The 23,539-nt window shown below is 32.2% G+C and carries 18 protein-coding genes and 2 pseudogenes; 10 read left to right on the top strand and 10 right to left on the bottom strand.

Annotation, left to right across the window (positions count from 1 at the left end; genetic code table 11):
• The first annotated feature begins 215 nt into the window (after nucleotides 1-215).
• Nucleotides 216-1,097 (top strand): SPL family radical SAM protein, encoded by an 882-nt coding sequence (locus C1I91_RS01895; RefSeq protein ID WP_128210966.1) that lies wholly within the window; start codon nucleotides 216-218, stop codon nucleotides 1,095-1,097.
• 305 nt (nucleotides 1,098-1,402) lie between these two features.
• Here C1I91_RS01895 and C1I91_RS01890 read toward each other — a convergent pair whose 3' ends face one another.
• Complete coding sequence (locus tag C1I91_RS01890) at nucleotides 1,403-1,921, bottom strand: hypothetical protein (RefSeq protein WP_128210965.1); 519 nt, start codon at nucleotides 1,919-1,921, stop codon at nucleotides 1,403-1,405.
• Between the two features lie 505 nt (nucleotides 1,922-2,426).
• On the opposite strand from C1I91_RS01890, the gene C1I91_RS01885 reads away from it, so the two are divergent.
• A complete protein-coding gene (locus C1I91_RS01885) occupies nucleotides 2,427-2,642 on the top strand; it encodes a helix-turn-helix transcriptional regulator (RefSeq protein ID WP_128210964.1) in 216 nt (71 codons plus the stop codon).
• A 4-nt stretch (nucleotides 2,643-2,646) separates the two neighbouring features.
• Nucleotides 2,647-3,060 (top strand): hypothetical protein, encoded by a 414-nt coding sequence (locus C1I91_RS01880; RefSeq protein ID WP_128210963.1) that lies wholly within the window; start codon nucleotides 2,647-2,649, stop codon nucleotides 3,058-3,060.
• A gap of 553 nt (nucleotides 3,061-3,613) precedes the next feature.
• On the opposite strand, the gene C1I91_RS01875 is transcribed toward C1I91_RS01880, so the two are convergent.
• From C1I91_RS01875 to C1I91_RS01860, 4 genes are all read right to left on the bottom strand, one after another.
• On the bottom strand, nucleotides 3,614-6,064 hold the full coding sequence (locus C1I91_RS01875; RefSeq protein WP_420808462.1) for a GxGYxYP domain-containing protein: 2,451 nt from the start codon (nucleotides 6,062-6,064) through the stop codon (nucleotides 3,614-3,616).
• A 263-nt stretch (nucleotides 6,065-6,327) separates the two neighbouring features.
• Nucleotides 6,328-7,704 (bottom strand): HAMP domain-containing sensor histidine kinase, encoded by a 1,377-nt coding sequence (locus C1I91_RS01870; protein ID WP_128210962.1) that lies wholly within the window; start codon nucleotides 7,702-7,704, stop codon nucleotides 6,328-6,330.
• A gap of 1 nt (nucleotide 7,705) precedes the next feature.
• Nucleotides 7,706-8,386 (bottom strand): response regulator transcription factor, encoded by a 681-nt coding sequence (locus tag C1I91_RS01865; protein ID WP_205694270.1) that lies wholly within the window; start codon nucleotides 8,384-8,386, stop codon nucleotides 7,706-7,708.
• 120 nt (nucleotides 8,387-8,506) lie between these two features.
• Entirely contained in the window at nucleotides 8,507-8,959 is a 453-nt protein-coding gene (locus tag C1I91_RS01860; protein ID WP_128210960.1) for a PepSY domain-containing protein, read from the bottom strand.
• A gap of 259 nt (nucleotides 8,960-9,218) precedes the next feature.
• On the opposite strand from C1I91_RS01860, the gene C1I91_RS01855 reads away from it, so the two are divergent.
• Complete coding sequence (locus C1I91_RS01855; RefSeq protein ID WP_128210959.1) at nucleotides 9,219-9,650, top strand: EamA family transporter; 432 nt, start codon at nucleotides 9,219-9,221, stop codon at nucleotides 9,648-9,650.
• A gap of 320 nt (nucleotides 9,651-9,970) precedes the next feature.
• On the opposite strand, the gene lacZ is transcribed toward C1I91_RS01855, so the two are convergent.
• On the bottom strand, nucleotides 9,971-12,994 hold the full coding sequence (gene lacZ, locus C1I91_RS01850) for a beta-galactosidase, LacZ type (RefSeq protein WP_128210958.1): 3,024 nt from the start codon (nucleotides 12,992-12,994) through the stop codon (nucleotides 9,971-9,973).
• Nucleotides 12,995-13,138: 144 nt separating this feature from the next.
• A pseudogene (locus C1I91_RS01845) lies at nucleotides 13,139-13,690 on the bottom strand (carbohydrate ABC transporter permease); the annotation flags it as partial.
• Nucleotides 13,691-13,771: 81 nt separating this feature from the next.
• On the opposite strand from C1I91_RS01845, the gene C1I91_RS01840 reads away from it, so the two are divergent.
• On the top strand, nucleotides 13,772-14,335 hold the full coding sequence (locus tag C1I91_RS01840) for a sensor histidine kinase (protein ID WP_128210956.1): 564 nt from the start codon (nucleotides 13,772-13,774) through the stop codon (nucleotides 14,333-14,335).
• Nucleotides 14,336-14,827: 492 nt separating this feature from the next.
• Here the strand turns inward: C1I91_RS01840 and C1I91_RS01835 are convergent, their stop codons facing one another.
• Complete coding sequence (locus tag C1I91_RS01835; RefSeq protein ID WP_238475910.1) at nucleotides 14,828-15,577, bottom strand: IS4 family transposase; 750 nt, start codon at nucleotides 15,575-15,577, stop codon at nucleotides 14,828-14,830.
• 226 nt (nucleotides 15,578-15,803) lie between these two features.
• On the opposite strand from C1I91_RS01835, the gene C1I91_RS28680 reads away from it, so the two are divergent.
• The 3 genes from C1I91_RS28680 to C1I91_RS29540 are packed head-to-tail and all read left to right on the top strand — an operon-like array spanning nucleotide 15,804 to nucleotide 16,940.
• Nucleotides 15,804-16,298: a DUF4372 domain-containing protein gene (locus tag C1I91_RS28680; protein ID WP_238475909.1), complete on the top strand. Its 495-nt coding sequence runs from the start codon at nucleotides 15,804-15,806 to the stop codon at nucleotides 16,296-16,298.
• 29 nt (nucleotides 16,299-16,327) lie between these two features.
• Nucleotides 16,328-16,738, top strand: coding sequence for a hypothetical protein (locus tag C1I91_RS28675; RefSeq protein WP_238475908.1), 411 nt, complete (start codon nucleotides 16,328-16,330; stop codon nucleotides 16,736-16,738).
• The gene (locus C1I91_RS29540) at nucleotides 16,677-16,940 is read left to right on the top strand and encodes a transposase (RefSeq protein WP_338032612.1); all 264 of its coding nucleotides are present in this window, start codon (nucleotides 16,677-16,679) and stop codon (nucleotides 16,938-16,940) included. Before C1I91_RS28675 ends, C1I91_RS29540 begins: the two co-directional genes overlap by 62 nt.
• A 129-nt stretch (nucleotides 16,941-17,069) precedes the next feature.
• Here the strand turns inward: C1I91_RS29540 and C1I91_RS01825 are convergent, their stop codons facing one another.
• Nucleotides 17,070-17,414: a DUF4372 domain-containing protein gene (locus tag C1I91_RS01825; protein ID WP_128210955.1), complete on the bottom strand. Its 345-nt coding sequence runs from the start codon at nucleotides 17,412-17,414 to the stop codon at nucleotides 17,070-17,072.
• Between the two features lie 463 nt (nucleotides 17,415-17,877).
• The gene (locus C1I91_RS27960; protein ID WP_164880412.1) at nucleotides 17,878-20,292 is read right to left on the bottom strand and encodes a DUF4474 domain-containing protein; all 2,415 of its coding nucleotides are present in this window, start codon (nucleotides 20,290-20,292) and stop codon (nucleotides 17,878-17,880) included.
• Nucleotides 20,293-20,770: 478 nt separating this feature from the next.
• Here C1I91_RS27960 and C1I91_RS01815 point away from each other — a divergent pair, with 478 nt between their 5' ends.
• Both C1I91_RS01815 and C1I91_RS01810 read left to right on the top strand, forming a co-directional pair.
• Entirely contained in the window at nucleotides 20,771-21,436 is a 666-nt protein-coding gene (locus C1I91_RS01815) for a hypothetical protein (RefSeq protein WP_128210954.1), read from the top strand.
• Nucleotides 21,437-21,618: 182 nt separating this feature from the next.
• A pseudogene (locus C1I91_RS01810) lies at nucleotides 21,619-23,246 on the top strand (IS1182 family transposase).
• Nucleotides 23,247-23,539: the final 293 nt, after the last annotated feature.

The raw sequence follows: 23,539 nt of genomic DNA, 5'->3' as shown, positions 1-23,539 counted from the left end.
AATAGTCTTTATTATATCTTTATTTCTAGCATTAATTACTTCTATATTTATCTTTTTTTATTTTTTCCCAATAAATCTATTTAAACAATATGCACAGCTTTATGTCCGTCCCCTTGACCTATTATGACATACAGCTGTCTTATTAATTAAGGTATACTAGAATAGAATATAGAGCTAATAACTAGGCTAGTATGTTTATTTTAGGAGGGACTGAAATGCATAAAGAAATAGATGCAAAAACTTTACTTTCTGCCAGTAAGAATCCTAGTAGATGGTTTGGAGTTAATTATACCTTTAATACTTATAGAGGTTGTGAACATCACTGCATATATTGCGATTCAAGAAGTATGTGTTATAGAATAGATAACTTTGATGAGCTTATAGTAAAGAGAAATTCTGTAGAAATACTAAAAAAAGAGCTTAAGAATAAAAGAAAGAAGGGCTGCTTAGGTACTGGTGCTATGAGTGATCCTTATACCAAGTCAGAAAAAGATTATATGATCACCCGTGGTTGCTTAGAAGCAATTGCCGAATATAACTATCCGGTACACATAACTACAAAAAGCAGTTTAATTCTAAGAGATATAGATTTGCTTGAAGAGATAAATAAAATCTATGCTTCTGTGGCTATAACTATTACAACTACTGATGATAATCTAGCTAAAGTAATAGAACCTGGTGCTCCCTCTTCCTCTGAAAGACTTAAGGCACTTGGAGTGCTTTCTGAATTAGGAATATGCACAAGTATAACCATGATGCCTATTTTGCCTTTTATAGAAGATACTGAAGAAAATATTTTAGATATAGTAAACAAAGCAAGTTATTATGGAGTTAAACATATAGTTCCTTGGCTTGGAATGTCCTTACGTGATAGACAAAGAGACTATTATTATAAAAGATTAGATAAGAGCTTTACAGGGCTTCGTATGAAATATGAGAAAAGCTTTGGAGACAGGTATAGCTGCTCTGTGAGAAATGCTAAAAAGCTATACTACAGCTTATCAGAAGCCTGCAGCAAGTATGGAATATCCTTAAAGATGCCCTCTTATCATCAGAAGGTTTCTGCGGTTCAACTCAGTTTATTAAATGATATATAATATATTTATAATTAAAAGCGTTTAGCCAGTTAAAATGAACCATCTGTAAAAGACATTTTAAATTGCTAAACGCTTTTCTAAAGAATTGATATTACTAGGTTGTTCTAGCAAAGACTTTCTTATTTTCTTATTGAGTAAAGAGTTTTCTTATCCACCGAGTCCTTTATTAGTAGCAATGTTTTCTCAGAATCCAATGAAGAATAGCTTGTATTTTTAATGCTTAATTATGGCTCAAATTAGTCTTAAATAAATATTAATACCATACTTAAATTATAATACTATCTAATTATTACAAAACCCAAAGCTCACGAATTACTCTCAGTCAGCATATTTAATGCCTTCTCCATAGCTTTATTCTCCTCTTTATCTAGAAAATAATACTTTACAGGATCTATCTTGCAATCCTCTATTATAATATTCAGTGCCCCTTCAAGCTTCTCTAGCTTAAGTTGAGTTCGATCTATAGCCTCAGCCATCTGCTGGTCAGATCCATTGCTATCCTTTAATCTATTTAGATCTTGATACTCTCTTGTCAAACCCAAAAGGAAATCAGGTACCGACTTCTTTGGTAAGTCTAGCTTTCCAGCCTCATTGAATTTCCAGTAATCCCTTTGCAGACTCTTAGTATCCTTGTTAGCTAAATCTTTCTCAGCATCCTTAACTGTAGAATATAAATCAAGTATATTAGCCTGAATCTTTTCTCCACGTTCATTTATCATCGCTCTGTTGTTATTTGTTAAAGTAATCATATTAATCAATAAAGCTACAGCAGCTATAATCAATGACACTGAGAAGGCTACCGCCGCCCACTTCTTTTTATCCATAATTATTTCTCCATTCAAGTGTTGTTTGTGTTTATAAAGCTTGTGCATTTGAAAAATTACCTAAGTGATATTCTTCAGATATTCATTCACAGCTTCCAATATGTGTTCAGATAGAAGCTTTTCTTAATTAGGTGTTTATTAATGATGTACTATCAGGCTTCTCTATCCATGGCAAATTATTGCTTTCATATAAATAATATAACATTGCTGCTTACTAGTCATCAAAATTCTGAACTAATTTTATGAATAATACTTATTTCATAGAAGCTACCATAGATATTACCCCTTGCTTCTAATTTTTATATTTCGCTGCCATTAAAGACTTTAAAGTTCTTAGAACTCAAGTTAATTTATTTTTTATGCTCTATTAAAGTACCTGTTAATTTAATCATAGCGTTGTTTAAAATATAAATCCAAAAATAATGTAAAGATATCTTTACACATCCAATTATTTGCAATACAATTAACGTAAAGATATCTTTACATTACTAGGAGATGATTTTATTTGAAGGTAATAAACCACATTAGAGAAATAAGAGAAAAAAGAGGAATAACTCAGATAAAGATGGCCGAAGATCTTAGGATTACAAGACAGACCATAAATGCCATAGAAAAAAACAAATACAATCCTAGCTTAGAGCTAGCCTTAAAATTGATTGACTATTTTGATGTACCCATAGAGCAGTTATTTTATTTAGAAAAGAATAGTAAGGAGGATTAGTTATATGAAAACAAAAAAACTTAGTTTATTTGCAAATTTGTATCTAGGTGTAATCTTTGTAGCAGGAGTACTAGTGGTGTCCTACGTATTAAGCATAAGATCTAATATAAATTTTAACACCTTAGCCCTAACTTCTGTAGGCGGTAGTCTCATAGGATTACTTGTACCTAATATAATCTCCTTAATATCCAAAAAGAACGCTACCAATATTCCACCTATCGATGAACGAAATGTAGCTATTTTAAAGAGATACTTTCTAATTGTATTATATATTGTCTTAATAGGAATCGGTCTTGGATTATTTATTTTATATGCTTTAGGTGTGAAAACTGTTGAGGTTGGTGCTTTAATAGTATGCCTAGGAGCAGTATATTTACTCATAGTTATTGGAGCCTTTATCGTAAAGCGTTTTTGCTAAAGTTTCAATTTATAATAGTATTTAAGTATTCTTATTATCTAAACAATTCCTTTACCTTAGTTGTAGCTGTATAACTTCGTAATAAAACTTATATTCTCAAATTCTCCTCTCAGAAACTAGAGGAGCTTTGAAAATTGATTTTTGGTGAAGTTTTATATATTTAGTACAGTTCTTAAAATGATTAAATAAACATACAACTTAAGTAGTCCCACTAAATAGCTTACTAATTTAAAGTTTATTTTCCTTGAAAATATGCCATAGTTAACATAAGGAAACAACTTTTGTGGTTTTATAAGTTAAATTATCTTAAGTTGTTAGTAAAAACGTGCTGTGGTCGAAGATAGCACGCTTTTTACTTTTTAGAGTTATTTTCTCAATAATAAATAAAAGGTTACTGGTAAGCATCCAGTAACCTTTTATTGGTTATATAAACTTAAAACGCTAGGCTTATTTAAGCAAGTTACAACTTATTATATATAAACGTAACTTAATTACATATTATATCACACTACCATTAAAATTCCAATGTATTTTAGATTAGAGTCTTAAAAGGTCATCTTTTTACATTCCTATCAATAGTCTCCATGAAAACCTTTGGACTAACTACTCTTACCTTTGGATTCTTATTTAACATATCCATAGCAGACCTCACATCATTCATACTCTTGCTCCAGGCATGAACATATACAAAGGTGTAGGCTTTAGGATCCTTCACATTGGTTTCACCATTTTCAACTCTATCATTAATATTTTTAACTAACTGGCTTTCATCTTCTAAGCCACTCCAAAGCAAATCTCTGCAGGATACTATTGGTTTATTTTTAGACCATATTATCTCTCCGTGATAGTTATCATGCCTATGATAATCTAAATAAAATATACCTTTCATATGAGGCTTATCCGTAAACTTGTTCCAAAGCCTATTGTCATGAAAACTACCATCATCTATGACTGCCATATATTTCTCATCAGTGTCTTTCATATAATTATCTAATTGCTGTAAATATAACTTCAAGCTGCTTTTTTCAAACTTACTTGGGTACATATACCCATTACCTGAAGGAGGAACTATAAAATAATCCTCAAAGGGTTTATTAGAAGCACAGTCATAATATTTTTTAAACACTGTAGGTGCTAAGTAATACATGGATGGACTTATGCCCCATCCCATATGGAACCTTCCTCTATTTGTAGAACCAAACCACTTTTGAGAGTTATAATTGGAGCCAAGATTCCACTGCTGATTATCACCATCAGACATCATAAAGGTAACATAATGGACATTGTCTTCTTTTGGTATTTCCTTATCTTCAGCTTTCTGCATTAAGGGTTTAGAGTCGAAGGAACTTAGAACTGTTAGATTGTAAGACCAATCTGCTGCCACAACACTTACTCCGTTTTTAGAGGCTGTGCTTACATTAACAAATTCATCTGGTCCCCAACCTAGGCATACTGAATTTTTATCCATTGATGAAAATATTTTTTCTCTAAGCTTTGTAGTATTAGGATCATTTTCATAGAATACTAGCGCCTTTGACATTATGGCATAATCTCTTAGAACTGAAGCTTTGCTAGGCTGAAGCTGTATAACTAAACTATGGTTTAAGCCTTTATTCCACAAGTTTTCATATGCCCAAGCTTCATTTGTATTCCTGCAATCACCCTTAAGCTTTGTTATGCCGTGAAGCTTTACCTTATATTCAATACTTTTATCCACAGCAATAGAGTTTTTTAATCCACATAAAGAACAGGCATTGTTTATAGATGGGTTGTCACCTCCGCTATAAAGTACATAACCTTCTACATAATCCTTAAACATATGTACTAGCTCCCAAGGATCATAAACATTTTTAAAGTTTACTCCATAACTGGATTTGAGATCATTTAGCCATAAACTATAATCTGGCTGACTAGAACTTAATATATAAATCTGATATGCAGATTGGCTATTAACTACTCCTTGAAGTGTAGCTAACATAGTTTTTTCAGCTTCTGACAAGCGATCTTGTGATATAACATAAAGTTGTTTTGGTTTTAAGGTGTTTTTTACATAATTAGAAAAAGGACTATTACTAGTAGTAATAGTCTTAATCCACTCACTCCATTTAATATTGAAGTTATCTTTATTTTCATTGCAGTATTTATAAAAGTTTTGTAAAAAAGCTGTTCTCTCTTTATTATAGAAAAGTCTTGTTTCATTTTCATCAAAGCCTGCTAGGGTTAATTGTCTTTTTGTTATATTATCAAAAGAAACTTGTTTTGAGTTCTTCATCATATCATACATTATCATGAAGGTGGAGGTTCTTCCTATACCCTCCTTGCAGTGGAAGTGAAGCCAGGTATCATTAGGTTGATCCTTAACTACTTGTATAAAGTAATCCACCATATCGTTTGTAGGTATCTTACCATCAGTAACAGTGATTCTAATGTAGTTTAAATTTTTGTCTTTTGTTAGTTGCTCTTCATCCTGAACCTTAGTTGGAGTTACTGGCATATTAGGATGATTAAAAAAAGTAATTGGAACATTGAGCTTAATACTCTGAAGCTTACTCTTTTCACTTGCCAATACTTGCTCCCTTGTCATACCAATATTAGCATCATTCTTTAAGTTCTTCCAACTCACTGGGATGTCATTTATAAAGCCATGAGATTCCTGTCTTAAATCAATTACTGTAGTAGGAAGCTTAGTATTTATACCACTTATGACAAGAGGAAGATTAAAGCCTGAAAACTGCTGACTTCCAGATATATTTAGCTTATCTAAGCCTTTCACATCTATGGTCTTATCTTTTTGCAGCACGGTCAAATCAGTAGTTTTTCTAAAGTTTCTAGGCATATCCTTATAGTTTAAGGTATCTATCACAAGATTTACTGTGTTTGGGTCTGGTGTTGCTGGCTCTTTAGGAACATCATACAGTCTCTCTTGTAGAGCACAGGAAGATAATAAATTTAATGAGAGCATCATTACTAAAGAAAAAATCCATGGTCTAAACTTTTTATTCAAATTCATCACCTCAGCTTGATTAATTAAGAAGCCATCAAATCACAAATAGTTTGATGATAGCTCTCTTTTCATAATGTTCACCGAGAAAGAAAATTATATGTTATATAAATCTTACCTCATAGACCAATTTACGCCTACAAATTAGAACCTTTTCATTATGCTTTCTGAAAGTTGGTTTTCATGAATGGCTACTAGACAGTAAAATAGAGCCCAACCTTTTAATATTGAACTCTACGAATAACCTTATTAACTAAAATTAATATTTAGTTTTTTAAATCCAACTTTACTATTACAGTTGTACCTCTTCCTTCTTCACTAAGCATTTCAATTTTTGCGTTATGCACCTCTGCTATCCATCTTGCTATGGAAAGCCCTAATCCACTTCCACCCTTCTCCTTTGACCTAGATTTATCTACAGTGTAAAATCTATCAAAGATATTATTAATGTCCTCTTCTGGTATTCCTATACCTGTGTCCGTAACACTTATCTGCAGCTGGCCATTTTCTACAAAAGAATCTACTGATATAAATCCACCTTGTGGGGTGAATTTTATGCTATTTTCAATAAAGATTCTTAACATTTGTTTCAGTAGCTTATAATCTGCATATACTTCCGTTACTGCATTCTCTCTATTTTTTATTAGATGAGCGTCGTCAATTAACCTAGTATCCTGCACAACCTCCTCTATCAATTCATTAATCTTAAAGTACTGTTTTTCTACTATTTGAGTGTAACTGTCACCCTTAGCAAGGAACAACAGCTTCTCTATAAGATTTGCCATGTTTGAAGCCTCAAGCTTTATGCCATAGATAGATTTTTCTAAGGCTTCCTTATCATCTTTCCCCCACCTATCAAGAAGATTGGCATAGCCTTGGATTATAGCAATAGGTGTTCTTAACTCGTGAGAAGCATCAGACACAAACTGCACTTGGCTGTCAAAAGCCTTCTGCAACCTGTCTATCATGTTATTAAAGGTATTTCCAAGCCTTCTCAGCTCATCATCTGGTCCTTCTACTTCTATTCTTTCCTTCAAGTTGTTAATGCTTATGTTTTCAGCAGTATTAGTCAGTTTATCTATAGGAATCAGCATCTTTTTACTTATTATATAACCAAAGGCAAGCGAAGCTAATATGCCTATGAAATCAGCAATTGCCATAAATATAAATAATATTTTCATAAAGCTGTATTCATTTTCTAGATCTTTTACTACCTGTATATAAAGTACACCATAGGCACTTTTAACTCTGGTATTTAAGTAAATTAAATGTTTCTCATTTTTCTCTAGTCGCCTTGTTTTACCATCCATGCTCTTTGATTTTATATTAAAGTTAACTCTTCTAGATTGATTTATGATAGCTCCATCCTTGTCTGATATCTTGATATAAATGTTTTCCTTTGATGGTATATCTAAAAAGAATTCTTTGCTATATAAGTCAGGTTGCTCTTGCTGTTCATTAATCTTGTTTTTTATTATGACAGTAAGTTCTTGAACTTGCTTATTTGCCTGTTTATATAGAAAGTACTTAGTTCCATATAAAGTTACTGAACTAAGTACCAATAATATAAGAGAAAACATAAAAGCATAAATGATGGTAAGCTTTAAGGATATCTTTGCACTTCTAAGAAATTTTAAGTTCATACTAGTCACCTTTAATCACATAGCCTACGCCTCTTATAGTCGTTATAAGCTTATGTTCAAAACCTTCATCGATCTTGCTTCTCAAATATCTTATGAATACATCTACTACATTGGTGTCGCCAACATAATCATATCCCCATATACTGCCTATCAACTTTTCTCTGGTCAAAACTATATTTTTGTTTAAAATCAGCATTTCTAACAGCTCATACTCTTTTTTTGTAAGCTCAATTTCTTGACCACTTCTCCAAACTTGATGAGCTTTTCTATCCATAACAACATCTTCTATCATAAGCTTATCACTTTTATTTATTATAGTATTTCCTCTAGTATGAGCTCTAATCCTTGCCAAAAGCTCTTCTATGGCAAAAGGCTTAGTAAGATAATCATTTGCCCCTACATCTAGCCCCAAAACCTTGTCCGAAACTTCTCCCTTTGCCGTAAGCATTATTATTGGAACCTCTGAAAACTGTCTGGTTCTTCTACATACCTCAATGCCATTGATGCCTGGAATCATGATATCTAGCAATATTAAATCATAGCTATTCTTTTCTATCTTACTTAAGCCTTCTCTTCCATCATAGGCTGTATCAACTTTATAGCCTTCATGTGTAAGCTCCATCTCAATGAACATAGACATTTGTTTTTCATCTTCTACTAAAAGTATCTTTAAATCCTTCAACGTACCATCTCCGTTATACATCTAAAATTCTTTACTTAACCGCATAAAGCACTGCTATATTAATTTCTTAATGTCAAAAGCATGCTTATAAACATGGCAAGTTTTCAATATATAACAATTTTACTCCTGATTGCTATTATTGTCCTCATTTTTATTATCCTCATTTTTGCTCTGTTTATTTTTATTGTTTTTTCTAACTTTGTTTGTATTATTCTTTTTAGTCTGTTTTTTAATGTTACCTTTAGAGTTCAATATAACTCCATACTCTGAGTCCATCTTTACGTCTCTCAACACATTATTAGGAGTTTTAATCTTAAAGTCATAATCAAAACTGTCCTTTTTAAAGTTTAGCTCCCTATTAACGCCTACAACTTCACCCTTAACCTTGGTTAAAGCTATCTTTTCTAATTGATCTTGGCTATACTTTATATTTGCTTTTGCTCTAAAATATATTATTGAAAATACCGTTACCGTTATAACAAAAATCACCGCCACAACTATAGCTGCAATTCGTGCTGTCTTCTTATTGTTTTTTGTTAGCTTTTCTCTTAGTTTTGATATAAATTCCTTCATACCTTTATACCTCCTATTATAATTTGATATTGTCCAAATTAAGCAGTCTATATAAAATGTGCCCGTAGAGTATCTTTAAGATAACCTTTTTAACCTAAGAACAATATCTTTAATCACTTTTACTCTATAAAACTAATACTAGTTTTCTTACATTAGAAAACACTAAAATTTTTATTAAAATTTCATTAAAATTCTAAGCTCTAGAGTAATAAGAGTTATAATTAAGTAGGTATTATAATTATATAAGGGGATGGATTTAATGAATGCTCTTTGGTTTGTTTTTGCCATGTTATCTGCTGTATTTGCTGCACTTGTAGCTATCTTTGGTAAGATAGGTCTAAAATCTGTAGATGCAAATACTGCTACTGCTATAAGATCAATTATAATGGCTGCTTTTCTTTTTCTAGTTGTGGTATTTCAAGGGAAGCTTAGCAAGATTCCAGAAATAATTTCTGATAAAAAGACTTTTTCCTTTATTGTCTTTAGCGGCTTAGCTGGTGCTCTCTCTTGGCTATTTTATTTTCTAGCTTTAAAGTATGGAAAGGTGTCTCAGGTAGCACCTATAGATAAGTTCAGCGTAGTTCTTGCAACCATACTGGCAGTTATGTTCTTAGGAGAAAAGATAAGCAAGATGAATGGCTTTGGTGTAGCACTTATAGCTGTTGGTGCTATAATAGTTGCTTTAAGCTAAGGATTGGGTAGTTTTAAGCATAACGCTAGTACTTCATTTATAACTAATTATCTACTTGTATTTTAGTCCTAGCCAATTTACTTTTTATGCATCATATGAACATAATCCTATGAAAACAAAAAAATTTTATACTAGTCTTTATATATTAAGAAAGGAAGCGTTGAATCATAAGACTCATCACTTCCTTTTCTATTTTTGCTATTTAAAATTCAGTTTAAATTCTCATCTACATTTGCCTTAACATTTTACTTTAAGCTAATAAATCCTGCAGCATGCCCTATATAACTAGCTACTAAAATAAGATTTTTATTAAGCCCACCTTACTTAACTGCTTTTATAAGAAACTGGAAGCTCATATCCTTTGAAGAATCAATTAAGTATTCCTCATGAACTGGTGCTCCCCAGCTATCATCTCCACCTACACCCATTTGCTTTCCAGCTATGGTTACAACGGTGTAGTTGGTTCTTGGAAGCTCATGATAATGAAGGGCATTCTGAAGTTCGAAGGCTGTATAAGGCGACACTCCAAGCTCAAAGCTTTCTCCTTCTGCTAAGAACTCAATGCCAAAGCCATTTTTGTCTATAAGCCTAACCCATCTTACCCCAGTGTGATTACCACTTTCCTGAGGCACTAGGTATCTTGAAATATTGTCTAAAACACGCTTATCAAATATACCAAGTCTAGCTCCTTTTACCCTATCGATATAATTTTCCTCAGGGCCCATACCGTAGAAGGTGAAGCTGTCATAGTCAGAAGAAAGCTTAAAGGCTAAACCGAATATCGGCATTTCTGGAAGTCCCTCTACCCCTTTATAATTACAGCTGACTTTAATTTGACCATCCTCATAGGTAGTATAGGCTACTTTAACCTCTGTTGGCACTGATAGCGGAAGACTGTAGGTGTATTCAACCTTAACACTATATTCCTCTTCAAAGACCTCAACCTTCATGCACCTTTGAAATAAGCTTGCTTGAAGCCACTGGCCGCATCTAAAGCCTTGCCTGTTTCCATTGTCATTATCCGTAGTAGCTCTCCAATATATAGGCATTGGAGTTCTAGTTATCATCTCTTTCCCATTATATCTTAGAGATACAATGCCACCTTCCTGCTTTGAGAATAATACACTAAAGTCTCTGTTCTTAACACCTATATTTACATCTCCATGTATAACTTTAATCTTATTAAGCTCCTTTGAGCTTTTTTCTTTCTTAACAGGATATATATACTGATCAAAAGCTACTTCATGACCTTTTTCTGCCCAAAGCTTTGATACTTTAAGCTTTAAGGCTACGTCTAAAGAATATTCTCCAGCCTGTTCTAGCTTAGGAAGGTCAAGGCTACAATAAGCTTCTTCACCAGCCTTAACCATTACCTCTAGCTTATTCTTATACTGCTCTACTCCATTAAGATATAGTATATATTCTAAAAAGTAATCTGAGGTATCTATAAACAGATTTTCATTCTTTACCCTAACTCCCTTTGCATCTGCATATAGCTTTATGTTTTGGTAAAGCTTTTTAACTTCCTGTACCTTTGGAGATATAGTTCTGTCTGCATATATTATCCCATCACCACAGAAATTGTAGTCTGTAGCTCTATCATCAAAATCTCCTCCATAGGCTAAGAATTCTTCACCAAATCTATTTTTACTTACTACTGCTTGATCTATATAGTCCCAAATAAAGCCACCTTGGTAAAGCTTATACTTATCTTCAAGCTCAACATATTTGTGCATTGCTCCACATGAATTGCCCATGGCGTGCATATATTCACAGCTTATATAAGGCTTCTGTGGATTGTCTTTTAAATAAGCTTCTATCTCATGAACCTTTGCATACATTCTGCTTTCCATATCGCTTGTAGCATTGAACCTTCTATCATGAAATATACCTTCATAGTGTACTAGCCTAGAACCATCTCTTTCTCTAAAATACTGAGACATCTTATAGATATTTTCCCCTCCATAAGATTCGTTTCCACAAGACCATATTAGTATTGAAGGGTGATTCTTATCTCTTTCTACCATGGATTTTGCTCTATCAAGTACTATATCCAACCATTCTGGCTTACTATCAGGGATAACCCAATCCGGTATTACCTGTCCCATCTTCATCCAAGAACCATGAGTCTCAAGATTGGTTTCATCAATAAGGTAAATCCCATACTGATCACAAAGCTCATACCAATAGCTTTGATTTGGATAATGAGAAGTTCTAACTGCATTTATGTTACTTTGCTTTAAGAACTTTACATCCCATAGCATATCTTCTTTAGTTATGGCTCTTCCTCTTCTACAGTTAAATTCGTGACGATTTATCCCTTTAAAGATTATTCGCTTGCCATTCAAATGCATTACCTTATCTATCAGCTCAAAGCTTCTGAAACCAACGCTCTGTGGTACTATCTCTACAGTTTGATTATCTTCATCCTTTAAGCTTACATAAAGAGTATAGAGATATGGATCTTCTGCACTCCAAAGCTTTACGTCAGTTACATCCATGGATATTTGCATATTGGGCTCTAACTTAATATTGGTACAATTAGCTACAGTAACTCCACTTTTATCCTTAAGCTCCAAGTCAGCAGTACCTGATATATGCCCACTAAGCTTTAGTTCTGCCTTCAAAACAGCATTTTTATAGGCTTTATCAAGATTAGTATTTACAAATATGTCTTGTACATGAGTTTTAGGTACTGTATATAAGTATACTTCCCTAAATATACCTGAAAATCTCCAAAAGTCCTGATCTTCTAACCAGCTTCCTGTAGATCTCTTATAAACCTCTACAGAAAGCTTGTTTTCACCACTCTTTATATAAGGAGTAAGGTCAAACTCTGCTGGAGTAAAGCTATCTTCGCTATAGCCAATAAATTCTCCATTAAGCCAAAGGAAAAAGGCACTTTCTACACCTTGAAAGGATACAAATAAAGGACCGCCAGTTAATGCTTCGTCTAATTGAAAGTACTTAACATAGCTTCCTACAGGATTGTATTCTTCAGATACTTCCGGTGGTCTAAGCTCAATATGTCCATCCCAAGGATACATAGTATTGATATATTGAAGCTTGTCGTAGCCTTGAAGTTGTATGTGTCCAGGCACCTCAATATCCTTCCAACAATTACATTCATAATCTAATTTATAAAAGTCTTTAACCCTTGAACTTGGGTTTATAGCAAAACTAAACTTCCAGTTACCATTTAAGCTCTGTCTAAGCCTCATATCTCCTGAATTCAGCTCGTCTTCTTTTGTATAATACTTATGGTCTGAATGAGCTTCAACCCTGTTTACTGCAAAAATTGAGGTATCAGAAAGCCATTCTATACTAGGTGTTTTTAAATCCATATTAATAATCCTCCATTGTAATATTTAAAGCATCATATTGAAACTATAATCAACAATAATTTTTAAGCATCACTTGATATCGTATACATAACTCTATTTTCCAATAGTTTTAATAAACTTTCAATAGATTTAGAAAAATATATATCAACCTTTTACAGAGCCAAGCATTCCACCAACAAACTGCTTCTGCATGAGGAAGAATACCAAAGCCGTTGGTATGGTGGCTATCACTATTCCTGCCATTATCATGCCATAATCAGGGGTATAAGATGAACTCATGGTTGAAATTATAAGTGGAACAGTTCTTTTTTGAGGACTTTGTAAGGCTATTAGAGGCCACATATAGTTGTTCCAGCTTCCCATAAAAGTTATGATAGCCGCTGCTGCGTAAGAGGACTTCATGGTTGGAAAATAAATCTTAGTGAAAACTCTAAGCTCATCCAATCCATCTATACGGCCTGCTTCCAAAAGCTCCTTTGCAAAGGACTTAGTATTCTGTCTAAAGAAAAATACTAGAAAGGCAGTGGATAAGCTTGGTATTATTACTGAAGCAGTAGTGTTAAGGCCTACCACCTTGAAGGAGCTGAACATCTTGAATAAGGGTATCATAAGCGCTGCAAAAGCAACCAGCATAGATAGCAAGAGAATTCCAAGAATCCTATCTCTAGATTTGTTTTTATTTATTTCAAAGCCATAGCAACAGAAATAAGCAAAAATAATCTAAAGTATAAAAATATAAATTCTGATGGGAAAAATTATACAGTTTTATCGAAGTACATGCTAGACGGCTTAAACGACTATTTAGAAAAACTTCTCATAGCCAAGGAAAATCAAAGAAAATCAGCACTATCAGCACTTCAAATACAGATAAATCCTCACTTTATCTATAATACTCTGGCATCTATAAAGTGGCTGGTTTTAAAAGGAGATAAGGAAAAGGCAAGCAACACCATAAACGCTTTTATATCACTTCTTCAAAACACCATAAACGAAACCAGTGAAACAATAACAGTGGAGCAAGAGATAGATAATCTAAAAAACTATGTTTTCATAAACGAAACCAGATATGGAGATGAAGCTGGAAGAATACATGTATTTATATCAGAAAAGTATGGGAAGTTATTCTGCGAGATAGTGGATAATGGCGCTGGTATGGATGAGGAACAACTGTCAAAGCTTTATTCCTCTACCACCTCTAAGCATAAACATTTTACTGGCATTGGAATAAAGAATGTGGATGATAGAATAAAACTTCTTTATGGAAGTGACTATGGAGTAAAGATAAATAGCGAAGTATCTGCAGGAACTACTATAAGTATATTTCTGTCTTTGATTGATTAATAGTTATATATAGGTTTTTACTTATTTTCTTATAGAAATATCACTTCAAATGTTGCATTTTTGGTGCGTCGTACCAACATGAAAGCAAAAATACTGTAGGAACAATAAATGCTGCAGCTCCAACTAATAATACAATGATCAAAATTATACGGATTGCTATATGGGCTTTTTTTCCCGTTTTTTTCTTGTATAAATTGCATAATATAAGAAGTATTGTTGATGATATCGTAAGACCTAAGCCTATAAATAACACAATAAGCATAATAGAGAAAAATACTAACACTTAGCTTACCTCCAAAGTTATTATTAAATTAATTGCTTTTTTTAATATATATGTATTTTCACTACTGTTTAATTATTAAACAATATTTCCATTGACTTTTTAAAAAATCATCATATTTTGTTTTTTTGGAATGTTCTTCCAACAAATTTAAGCGGGGATTCAGAATTTTTATTGTGAATTTTTAAAACAATATATTTTATTTTTGTAATTTAGGAGCTATTAAAAATATCAAGCCACTTAAACTCATGGGCTTCGTAAATCTCAAAGAGATTATTCTCAATAGCTCTCTTGATATCAATTAGTGAAGTTTTTATTTGAATTGATGTTTCTATAATTTTAAAGATAGAAAAAGTCATAATTCCAGTGATTATCTGAATCATTATTGCATTTAGTGAGTGACCTATAAAGGTTTTAAATTTTAGATTTTGCTTTATCCACTTGAAGAAAATTTCTATTTCCCAGCGTTTTTTATAAAGCCAGGCTATTTCTTCACTAAAGAGTTCATCAATGTTTGTTATGAAGGTTAATACCTTACCAGTTTTGTCTAAAATCTTTATAAGTCGATAAGTCTCTTTAGTTTGATAAGTGTATACAGATCCTAATTTTACTACTTTGTCGCATAATATTTGAGTACCTAAATCCAAAAGTCTGTTATCACTTCGACTTATTCTTAAGTCTTTGATTTCAGTTACTACTGCGTTATCCTTTAATCTAGTTACAAAGTACTTTTCATCTTTTGTATATTGATCAAACTTAACATAATCGTTGTAAGCTTTGTCAAACACATAGATGCAATGCTTTGTATCTACTAAGGAATCCATTACAGTTTTGTCATGCGAGGCAGCATTTGTTACTACAAATGCATCCGGAATACCCTTGTTCAGGTCAAACCTTGTATGAATTTTTACACCTGCTTTGGTAGATCTAAATAGTGCCCATTGATAAAGATTTAGGCTCATACTTATTGTGGTAGAGTCTATTAGTTTGATAGATCCAAAGCGTTTTAATGATTCATTTACTGAACCTATATCACTACCGTTTAATCTTTGATTAAACTTTCCATTGACAATTTTAATATGGTTATAAGTTGTCTAATTACCATAAATTTAGACGTGAAATAGCCAGTAACCTTTGATTTAATGTAATCACCAAAAAACAATAAACCCAAAGGAGGTTACTGGCTACGTGGTTGATTATATCAAATTATTCGATAAAATTATAGAGTTTATCAATTGGGATACACTGAAATATTCAGTATTTAAACTAAATACTGACAATAAAGTTTCTAAGTTTTTCACAAAAGAACATTTAAAATCAATGATTTACTATCATATACTCCAAAAAGATAATTTAAGGGATCTAAGTTCTGGTATTTGTATGTCTAAGAAATTGAAAACAATCATCGTAAGTGTTAGTTTGGGTACCTTATCACATCACAATAACAAAAGAAATTTTGAAGTGTTTTTACCAATTTTAACTGAACTTATTAATAAAGCTGTAAATATAGGCTCAGTAAACGAATCGTTAAAACGTTTCGGACCTGTCAAGCTAATAGATTCAACCACCATAAGCATGAGTTTAAATCTTTATCACTGGGCACTATTTAGATCTACTAAAGCAGGTGTAAAAATTCATACAAGGTTTGATTTAAATAATGGTTTCCGGATGCATTTGTTGTAACAAATGCTGTCGAACACGACAAGACTACAATGGATTCCTTGATGGATACGAAGCACTGTATCTATGTATTTGACAAAGCATATAGTGATTATAAAAAATTTGACCAATATACAAGAGATGAAAAATACTTTGTAACTAGATTAAAGGATAATGCAGTAGTAACTGAAGTCAAAGACTTAAGGATAAGCCGTAGTGATAACAGACTTTTGGATTTAGGAACTCAAATATTATGCGACAAGGTAGTAAAGTTAGGATCTCTATACACTTATCAGACCAAAGAGACTTATCGCCTTATAAAAATCTTAGACAAAACTGGTAAAGAGTTAACATTCATAACAAACATTGATGAACTCTTTAGTGAAGAAATAGCCCGGCTTTATAAAAAAACGCTGGGAAATAGAAATTTTCTTCAAGTGGATAAAGCAAAATCTAAAATTTAAAACCTTTATAGGTCGCTCACTTAATGCAATAATGATTCAGATAATTACTGGAATTATGACTTTTGCTATATTTAAGATTATAGAGAAATTAGTTGAAATAAAAATTTCACTAATTAATATTAAGAGAGCTATAAAAAATAATTTCTTTGAAATTTACGAAGCAAGCAAATTTAAATGGTCTGATATTTTTAATAGCTCCTAAATATGAAACTAAAATATAGTTTTTTTTAAAATTTACATTGAAAAATTCTGAGCCTACGTATGTTTTTACTGGAATTATATTCCTGACTATCGAATAAGACCTTTTTTAAAAAGTCAATGGAAATATTACTTAATGATTAAACAAAAGTGAACCTATATTTAAAGCTTTATTGATAAGTTCAGTTAAAACTGGTAAAAACACTTCATAACTTCGTCTATTATTATGATACGACAAGGTGCTCAAGCTAACGCTTGCGACGATTGGTTTTAAATTTTTAGACATTCCTATACTAGAGCTTAAGTCTCTTAAACTATCTTTTTGACATAAATGATAGTAAATCATTGATTTTAAATGTCCTGTAGTGAAGAATTTAGAAACTTTATTGTCAGTATTAAGTTTAACTACTGAATGTTTCAATGTATTCCAATTAATAAGCTCTATAATTTTATCGAATAATTTGATATAATCAACCACGTAGCCAGTAACCTCCTTTGGTTTGTTGTTTTGTGGTGATTACATTAAATCAAAGGTTACTGGCTACTTTCACGTCTAAACTTATGGTAATTAGACAACTTATATCCATATTAAAATTGTCAATGGAAATTTTAATCAAAGATTAAACGGTAGTGATGTATTTTGATTTATAAATAGCATTACGTTTCACCTCAAAGATAAAAATAATACTACTAAATACAATACCATAAAAAGCCATTAATTACAAAAGTAATTAATGGCTTATTTTAAACAAAGTTATTAAATAGCTATATTATATGAATACAAAGCTACTACATAGTTGATTGTTTTATTAATTATATAATACAGGTATCCAACTTAAACTACTAATGTATACATGACTAATGCTCCCCGTAATACGGTATTATAGAACATTTATTCATTTAGTTTCATAAAGAATACCTATAGTTTGTTACTACAAATTTTAAGTCTGAGATTTTATAACTTTATCATACATGGATTGAATAGAATTAAACCACGTCACAATTCTATTGTATGAATCCTGTGCTTCACTTGATAGCTTTTCAACTAAAGCATAATCAATTAAGTTAGGATCATTACTATTTACCCCTAACACTTTTTTAAGTAGATTATACTCTTCTACAAGTGTATTGTTAAAGGCTTGAGTACTATTAAAATCATCTATTCTCGATTGTGGTTGTTTTGATTTAGGAACATCAAAAGTAAAAGTTACTGTACTATCATACCAGATTACCGGACCAGCAAAATTAGTATTAGCTGAAATATCTACGTCAGGCATAATATATCCCGAATTCTGTAGCCCCCCCAAAAATGCATGCATCATATCGGAATTTTTCAGTTTTATAGTTATATCCATTGTTAAATCCGTACTTGGATCGTTGGTGAATTCTCCCCACTTAAATCCTGTTAGCCACCAATGAACTTCTGGACCTCTTTCAATAATTTTAACACCATTTCTTTTTAACACAAATGACATAGTTAGACGCTCCTCATCAGTTACACATGCAAAGAACTTACCTACAACAATATCTTCCGGATATTCCTTTCCTTGATATCTATTATATACTCCTATTTCTGCTCCGGTTTCTATACCATATTGCCCTTTCCATAATTCAATCATCCAATCTTTATTATCATAAGAAAAATAAATCGGTTCACAATCTATTATTGCACTAATTATTACAGCGGCAGAATCATCATACATCTTGCAATATCCCGCCCGTCTTTGAATGGCTGGATACATTTCAGAATATATAATATCTTGAAGTGGATCATACAAGAAACCAAAAGCTGATACTATAGTTGCTAAGCTACTATTTGGTGTCCAAGGTGTAATACAATTATTGTTTATGGTTGATGCGCCTGAATTTCTTCCAGAACTTATATTGTTGTCTATTTCTATTAACCCACTACCGCTTCCAATTGAAATTGTAGATATCTGGTCGAAAGCCCAGTCCCTAGGTAATGTATATCCAAGATTACCACTAAAGCCTGTAGACATATCACATGCAAAACTACTACATGAATATCCAGCTTTAGCTACTCTACTACATACATTTCTAGGTGCATAAATACCAACTTTATAAAAATTATTATAGTCGTCAAAAACATCATTTATTTCCTTGAAGTATGGAAGTATAGAAGTATCAATATCTCCATCTAATGCATCAAAATCAACAGCAAAATATATAATTGTATCCTGAAGCATACCAATCTTTTTAGCTGCATCTATAGCAGCTTCAGCATCACTTTTTCCTTGGTCAGAATTAAAATATTCCAGTTTATATCCTCCGACTTCAAACAATGGAATAATGCTTAATCCAGCATTAATAATAGTTAAAGTCTCGTTATAAGTAAGTGCATATTTACCAGTAAGGTATCTACCAACTACTGTATATCCATTACTCTTTAATGTTGAAGCTATTTGCGGTGTTATAGTTGTAGAACAATCACATGCTGTTCCTTTTCTAGTGTTATCACCACAGCTTATTAAAAGAGATTTCCAAGTTTGAATGCCTGCTATGCCCGTTACTGGCAAGCAAGAAAATTCTTGAAATCTTCGTATAGCGGCTTCGGTATTATCGCCAAAATATCCAGTAAATGATGTTGGATCGTATCCGTTGCAATATAAAATATATTGAAGTATTAATACAAAGTTATTGCTTTGTCCTTTAGATAAAGTTGGGCAAAGCTTACTAGTGGTAGGTCCAAATACTCCATTAGGAGGATTTATGCCTTCTTCGATTTGTAGTGCATATAATAGTGCCTTGTTCATAGATCTCCCATAAAGCCCATCACAAGGTATTAACCCAAGGTCACTTTCAAAGGTTTTGTTTGAAATATATTTTCTATTTATGACTTGTTGAATTTCCCTAATATTTTCATCACCTTGATAACTTCCATAGTTAAGTAGTTTAAAAGCATCCATTGTTAGTAGAGCTCTCATTAAAGTAGAGTCAACTATACCAGTTTGAGCTATTCCAGCATCAGCTTGGAGTTCTTTTATTGCTTTATCTGTATTTGATCCGAAATTACCACTAATTGCTGTTGGATTATAGCCTTTACAATATAGAGCGCCTTGAACTATTCGAATTTGATTTTGTAAAGATTTAATTTCTGCGTCTGATAAACTAGCAGTAGGTTGAGAGTAAATTGATAAATTTTTGAAAGCACTTCTTGTTGCAGGACCGAAGTTACCATTTGGAGATTGAATTTTTAATTCAATTTGTAATGCTGTTATTAAAGCATTTATTGTGGGCCATCCTGTAATTCCATCTGTTTTTACAGGTTGGTAAGCTGGGTTTTCAGAATAGGTATTATTTAACCACATCTGAGTTGTTAGGACCATTTGATCCATGTTTATCACTCCTTCAAATTTAATTTACATAAAATAAAGAGAGCGCTAATGTATAATTGTAAATATGCATTCTAAATAAAGTCTATCTAAATATAACCATACAAATTAGAAAAAGTAGAGTATCAAGATTGATTCAGTATAGATTCCAGAACTTAAAAGACATATTGTGTTTAAAATACGTTTTTACAAGCATACTTTTATGCAATAGCTTAAAGTTCGCCTAAGTAAGAAATACTTAGCTATTCTAAAGAAAAGATCTAAATTTAAGTCTTATAAAGCTTCTGAATTAGAATATGATTTATCAATCAATTATAGTTACCTCCTCTTATCTCCTATCTATAATAATTAAGCATGTATTAAGTTCAAAGTAAAATTAATATAATTTTTATAAAACGTCTTTACATTTCTTATAAATCTATCTTTTTACTTAATGAAAGGTATTTAAAATACCGAAAAACATAATAGAGGAGGATTTAAAATGGCAAGTAATAAGTATGGCTTTGCAGTTCCCGACTGCAACTTCGGGGGGGCTATTAATACAATGTTGTACGAAAGAGGTTACCTAATGGTAAACCTAGGTTCTAAGTTCGATGTTTTCGATTGTAATGGTTCAAGATGTGGTGGAATTGGTACGAAAGAAAGTTATGTAGTAATAGGGCGTATTGCTAGTAACGCTCCACATAGCTGGGGTATGGATGGTGTTGTTATGGTATTTACAAATGGTGCTGGGCAACCTACTGTTGCGTACACCGTGGGTGGCTATGGGAGCGAAGGAGGTAATTGTTCTTCTTGGGCTTCACATTTTCATACAACTAACAGTGCTAAAGATGGAGTATTTAAAACATACAATAGAACAATCAATTTCTTTGGATATAACTGTCCTCCAGGCACTTATGTAGCTCCTACATTATTTAGAATGGAAGATTTAGATTTTGCCTACGCAGGTGATGAAACAGGTGTTGCTGTTACACTACCATTAACAGATTTATCAAGAGCTAACACCATCTCAATCAAATCTGCTGTAATAAATGGTAATGTAGTATCCTCTCCTAGAATTAGTTCGTTATCTTATCCAGATAATGAATATTGCGTTACACACGTTACTGATAGAGGTGTGAATAACGATGTTGAGGGACGTTGGTAAAAGTGGGGTTACTTGTCAAAACAAAAGCTTTAACAATGCTAATTTTTGTAATCTCTATACTTATAATAAGTAGTAAAAATAAAGGGGCTGTCGCACTAATTAATTAGTGCACAGCTCCGTTTTTTGCATAAAAAATAAATCCAGCATTCACAAGAGTGCTGGATTTATTGTAAAATTAATATATGACCAAACATATTAATTTACATAAAGATTATACTTTAAATAAAGGAAGTTATCAATTAAAACTTCCATTTAATATTGATTATATGGTCTCAGTTAATGATTCGGTGCGTTTGCTAAGTCAATTTGTAGAGGAGATGGATTTAACAGATTTATATTCGACTTATTCCCGAATTAGGGAAAATCAAGCTACGCCACGACAGATGCTGAAGATTGTACTCTATTCTTACATGAACCATATCTATTCTTCACGGGATATGGAAAAATATTGCCGACGTGATATTAACTTCATGTATCTTCTTGAAAATTCACCAATACCTGATCATTCAACATTTGCTAGATTTAGAAGCTTACACTTTGCGCCATGTGCAGAAAGAATCTTAGCTGAAATGACAGAATGTCTTCGTGCTACAGGAGAAATATCTGGAGATGCTATATTCATTGATGGTACTAAAATTGAGGCTTGTGCTAATAAATATACTTTTGTTTGGAAAAAGGCAGTTACAAAGAATTTAGAAAAGCTTCTTGTTAAATTGGCTGATTTAGTAGCTAACTGTGAGGAACTATACGGAATTAAGATAATATACAATGACAAAGTGAAGATGAAACATATAAAAAAGTTGCGAAAAAAGCTTTACGCTCTGAAATATGAGAGAAATATTGAATTTGTGCATGGATCAGGGAAAAGAAAAATGCCATTACAGCGATCTATTGAAACTCTTGAAGAGTATCTTGACAAGTTAAAAGAATACACGCAAAAGTTGCACATTTGCGGTAACCGTAATAGTTATTCAAAAACAGATAATGATTCAACATTTATGAGAATGAAAGAAGACGCTATGGGAAATGGTCAGTTAAAAGCTGGATACAATGTCCAACACGGTGTTGATTCGGAATATATTGTATGGCTCACCGTATGCGATCAGCCAACGGATACCCCTACACTTATTCCATTTCTTAAGAGCATGGAAGAATCTCTAAGTTTTAAATATCTAAAAATAGTTGCTGACGCTGGCTATGAAAGCGAAGAGAACTATTTATTTATTGAAGAAAATGGACAACTCTCTTTCATTAAACCAGCAAACTATGAGATATCTAAAACAAGGAAATACCAAAGGGATATTAGTAGAATTGATAATATGGACTATGATGAAATTGGAGATTACTATATCTGCAAGAATAATAAAAAGTTAATATTTAGTAAGACTATAAAAAGAAAGAGTAAAACCGGATACATAAGCGAAAAAACAGTATATACTTGCGAAGATTGCAGTTCTTGTTCTTACAAAAGCAAATGTATAAAAGGAAATAACAGCAAGACACCTTTGGAAGAAAGAGCTAAAAATCTTGAAACCTCAAAGTTGTTTAATAAGCTTAGAAAAAAGATTTAGAAAGAGTTGTAAGTGAAGAAGGCTGCCAACTTAGAATGAACCGAAGTATTCAAGCTGAAGGTTCTTTTGCAGAGATAAAACAAGATATGGGCTTCCGAAGATATCTCTCGAAGGGCAAACAGAATGTTTGGGCCGAAAGTATTCTTTTAGCAATGGCACATAATGTAAACAAACTACATAATAAAATCCAATCAGAGAGAACTGGAAAACACCTATTTTCATTAAAAAACAGTGCATAAATTTAAACTTTTAAAAACTAATTGTTTAAAAATAGCCTTAATAGAAAAGGCTTATTAAAGTGCGCAATTTTTTAGAATTTCAGAAAAAACATTCTAAAATATAGTTGTAATTCTTACAAATTTTTAGAAAATTAGGGCTGAGCATCAGCGGTTTTTAACCGCTAATGCGACAGCCCCTTCATAAATGTTTATTTATCTTTCTCAAATAAATATGCATATCTATCAGTTCTTCCACTAACGTTGAAATAAAATATATTTAGCTATTACTCTTTAATTAGTGCAAGTTGATAGAG

The sequence above is a fragment of the Clostridium manihotivorum genome, assembly GCF_004015185.1.
Taxonomy (GTDB): domain Bacteria; phylum Bacillota; class Clostridia; order Clostridiales; family Clostridiaceae; genus Clostridium_AR; species Clostridium_AR manihotivorum.
This window is presented reverse-complemented; position numbering and strand designations above follow the sequence as displayed.

Excerpts from the sequence above, each read along its gene's own strand:
- C1I91_RS01860 (WP_128210960.1), bottom strand. The coding sequence starts at position 8,959 with ATGAAGGAATTTATATCAAAACTAAGAGAAAAGCTAACAAAAAACAAT.
- C1I91_RS01890 (WP_128210965.1), bottom strand. The coding sequence starts at position 1,921 with ATGGATAAAAAGAAGTGGGCGGCGGTAGCCTTCTCAGTGTCATTGATT.
- C1I91_RS27960 (WP_164880412.1), bottom strand. The coding sequence starts at position 20,292 with ATGGATCAAATGGTCCTAACAACTCAGATGTGGTTAAATAATACCTAT.
- lacZ (WP_128210958.1), bottom strand. The coding sequence starts at position 12,994 with ATGGATTTAAAAACACCTAGTATAGAATGGCTTTCTGATACCTCAATT.
- C1I91_RS01840 (WP_128210956.1), top strand. The coding sequence starts at position 13,772 with ATGCTAGACGGCTTAAACGACTATTTAGAAAAACTTCTCATAGCCAAG.
- C1I91_RS01880 (WP_128210963.1), top strand. The coding sequence starts at position 2,647 with ATGAAAACAAAAAAACTTAGTTTATTTGCAAATTTGTATCTAGGTGTA.
- C1I91_RS01855 (WP_128210959.1), top strand. The coding sequence starts at position 9,219 with ATGAATGCTCTTTGGTTTGTTTTTGCCATGTTATCTGCTGTATTTGCT.
- C1I91_RS01815 (WP_128210954.1), top strand. The coding sequence starts at position 20,771 with ATGGCAAGTAATAAGTATGGCTTTGCAGTTCCCGACTGCAACTTCGGG.
- C1I91_RS01835 (WP_238475910.1), bottom strand. The coding sequence starts at position 15,577 with ATGAGCCTAAATCTTTATCAATGGGCACTATTTAGATCTACCAAAGCA.
- C1I91_RS01895 (WP_128210966.1), top strand. The coding sequence starts at position 216 with ATGCATAAAGAAATAGATGCAAAAACTTTACTTTCTGCCAGTAAGAAT.
- C1I91_RS01870 (WP_128210962.1), bottom strand. The coding sequence starts at position 7,704 with ATGAACTTAAAATTTCTTAGAAGTGCAAAGATATCCTTAAAGCTTACC.
- C1I91_RS28675 (WP_238475908.1), top strand. The coding sequence starts at position 16,328 with ATGGATTCCTTGATGGATACGAAGCACTGTATCTATGTATTTGACAAA.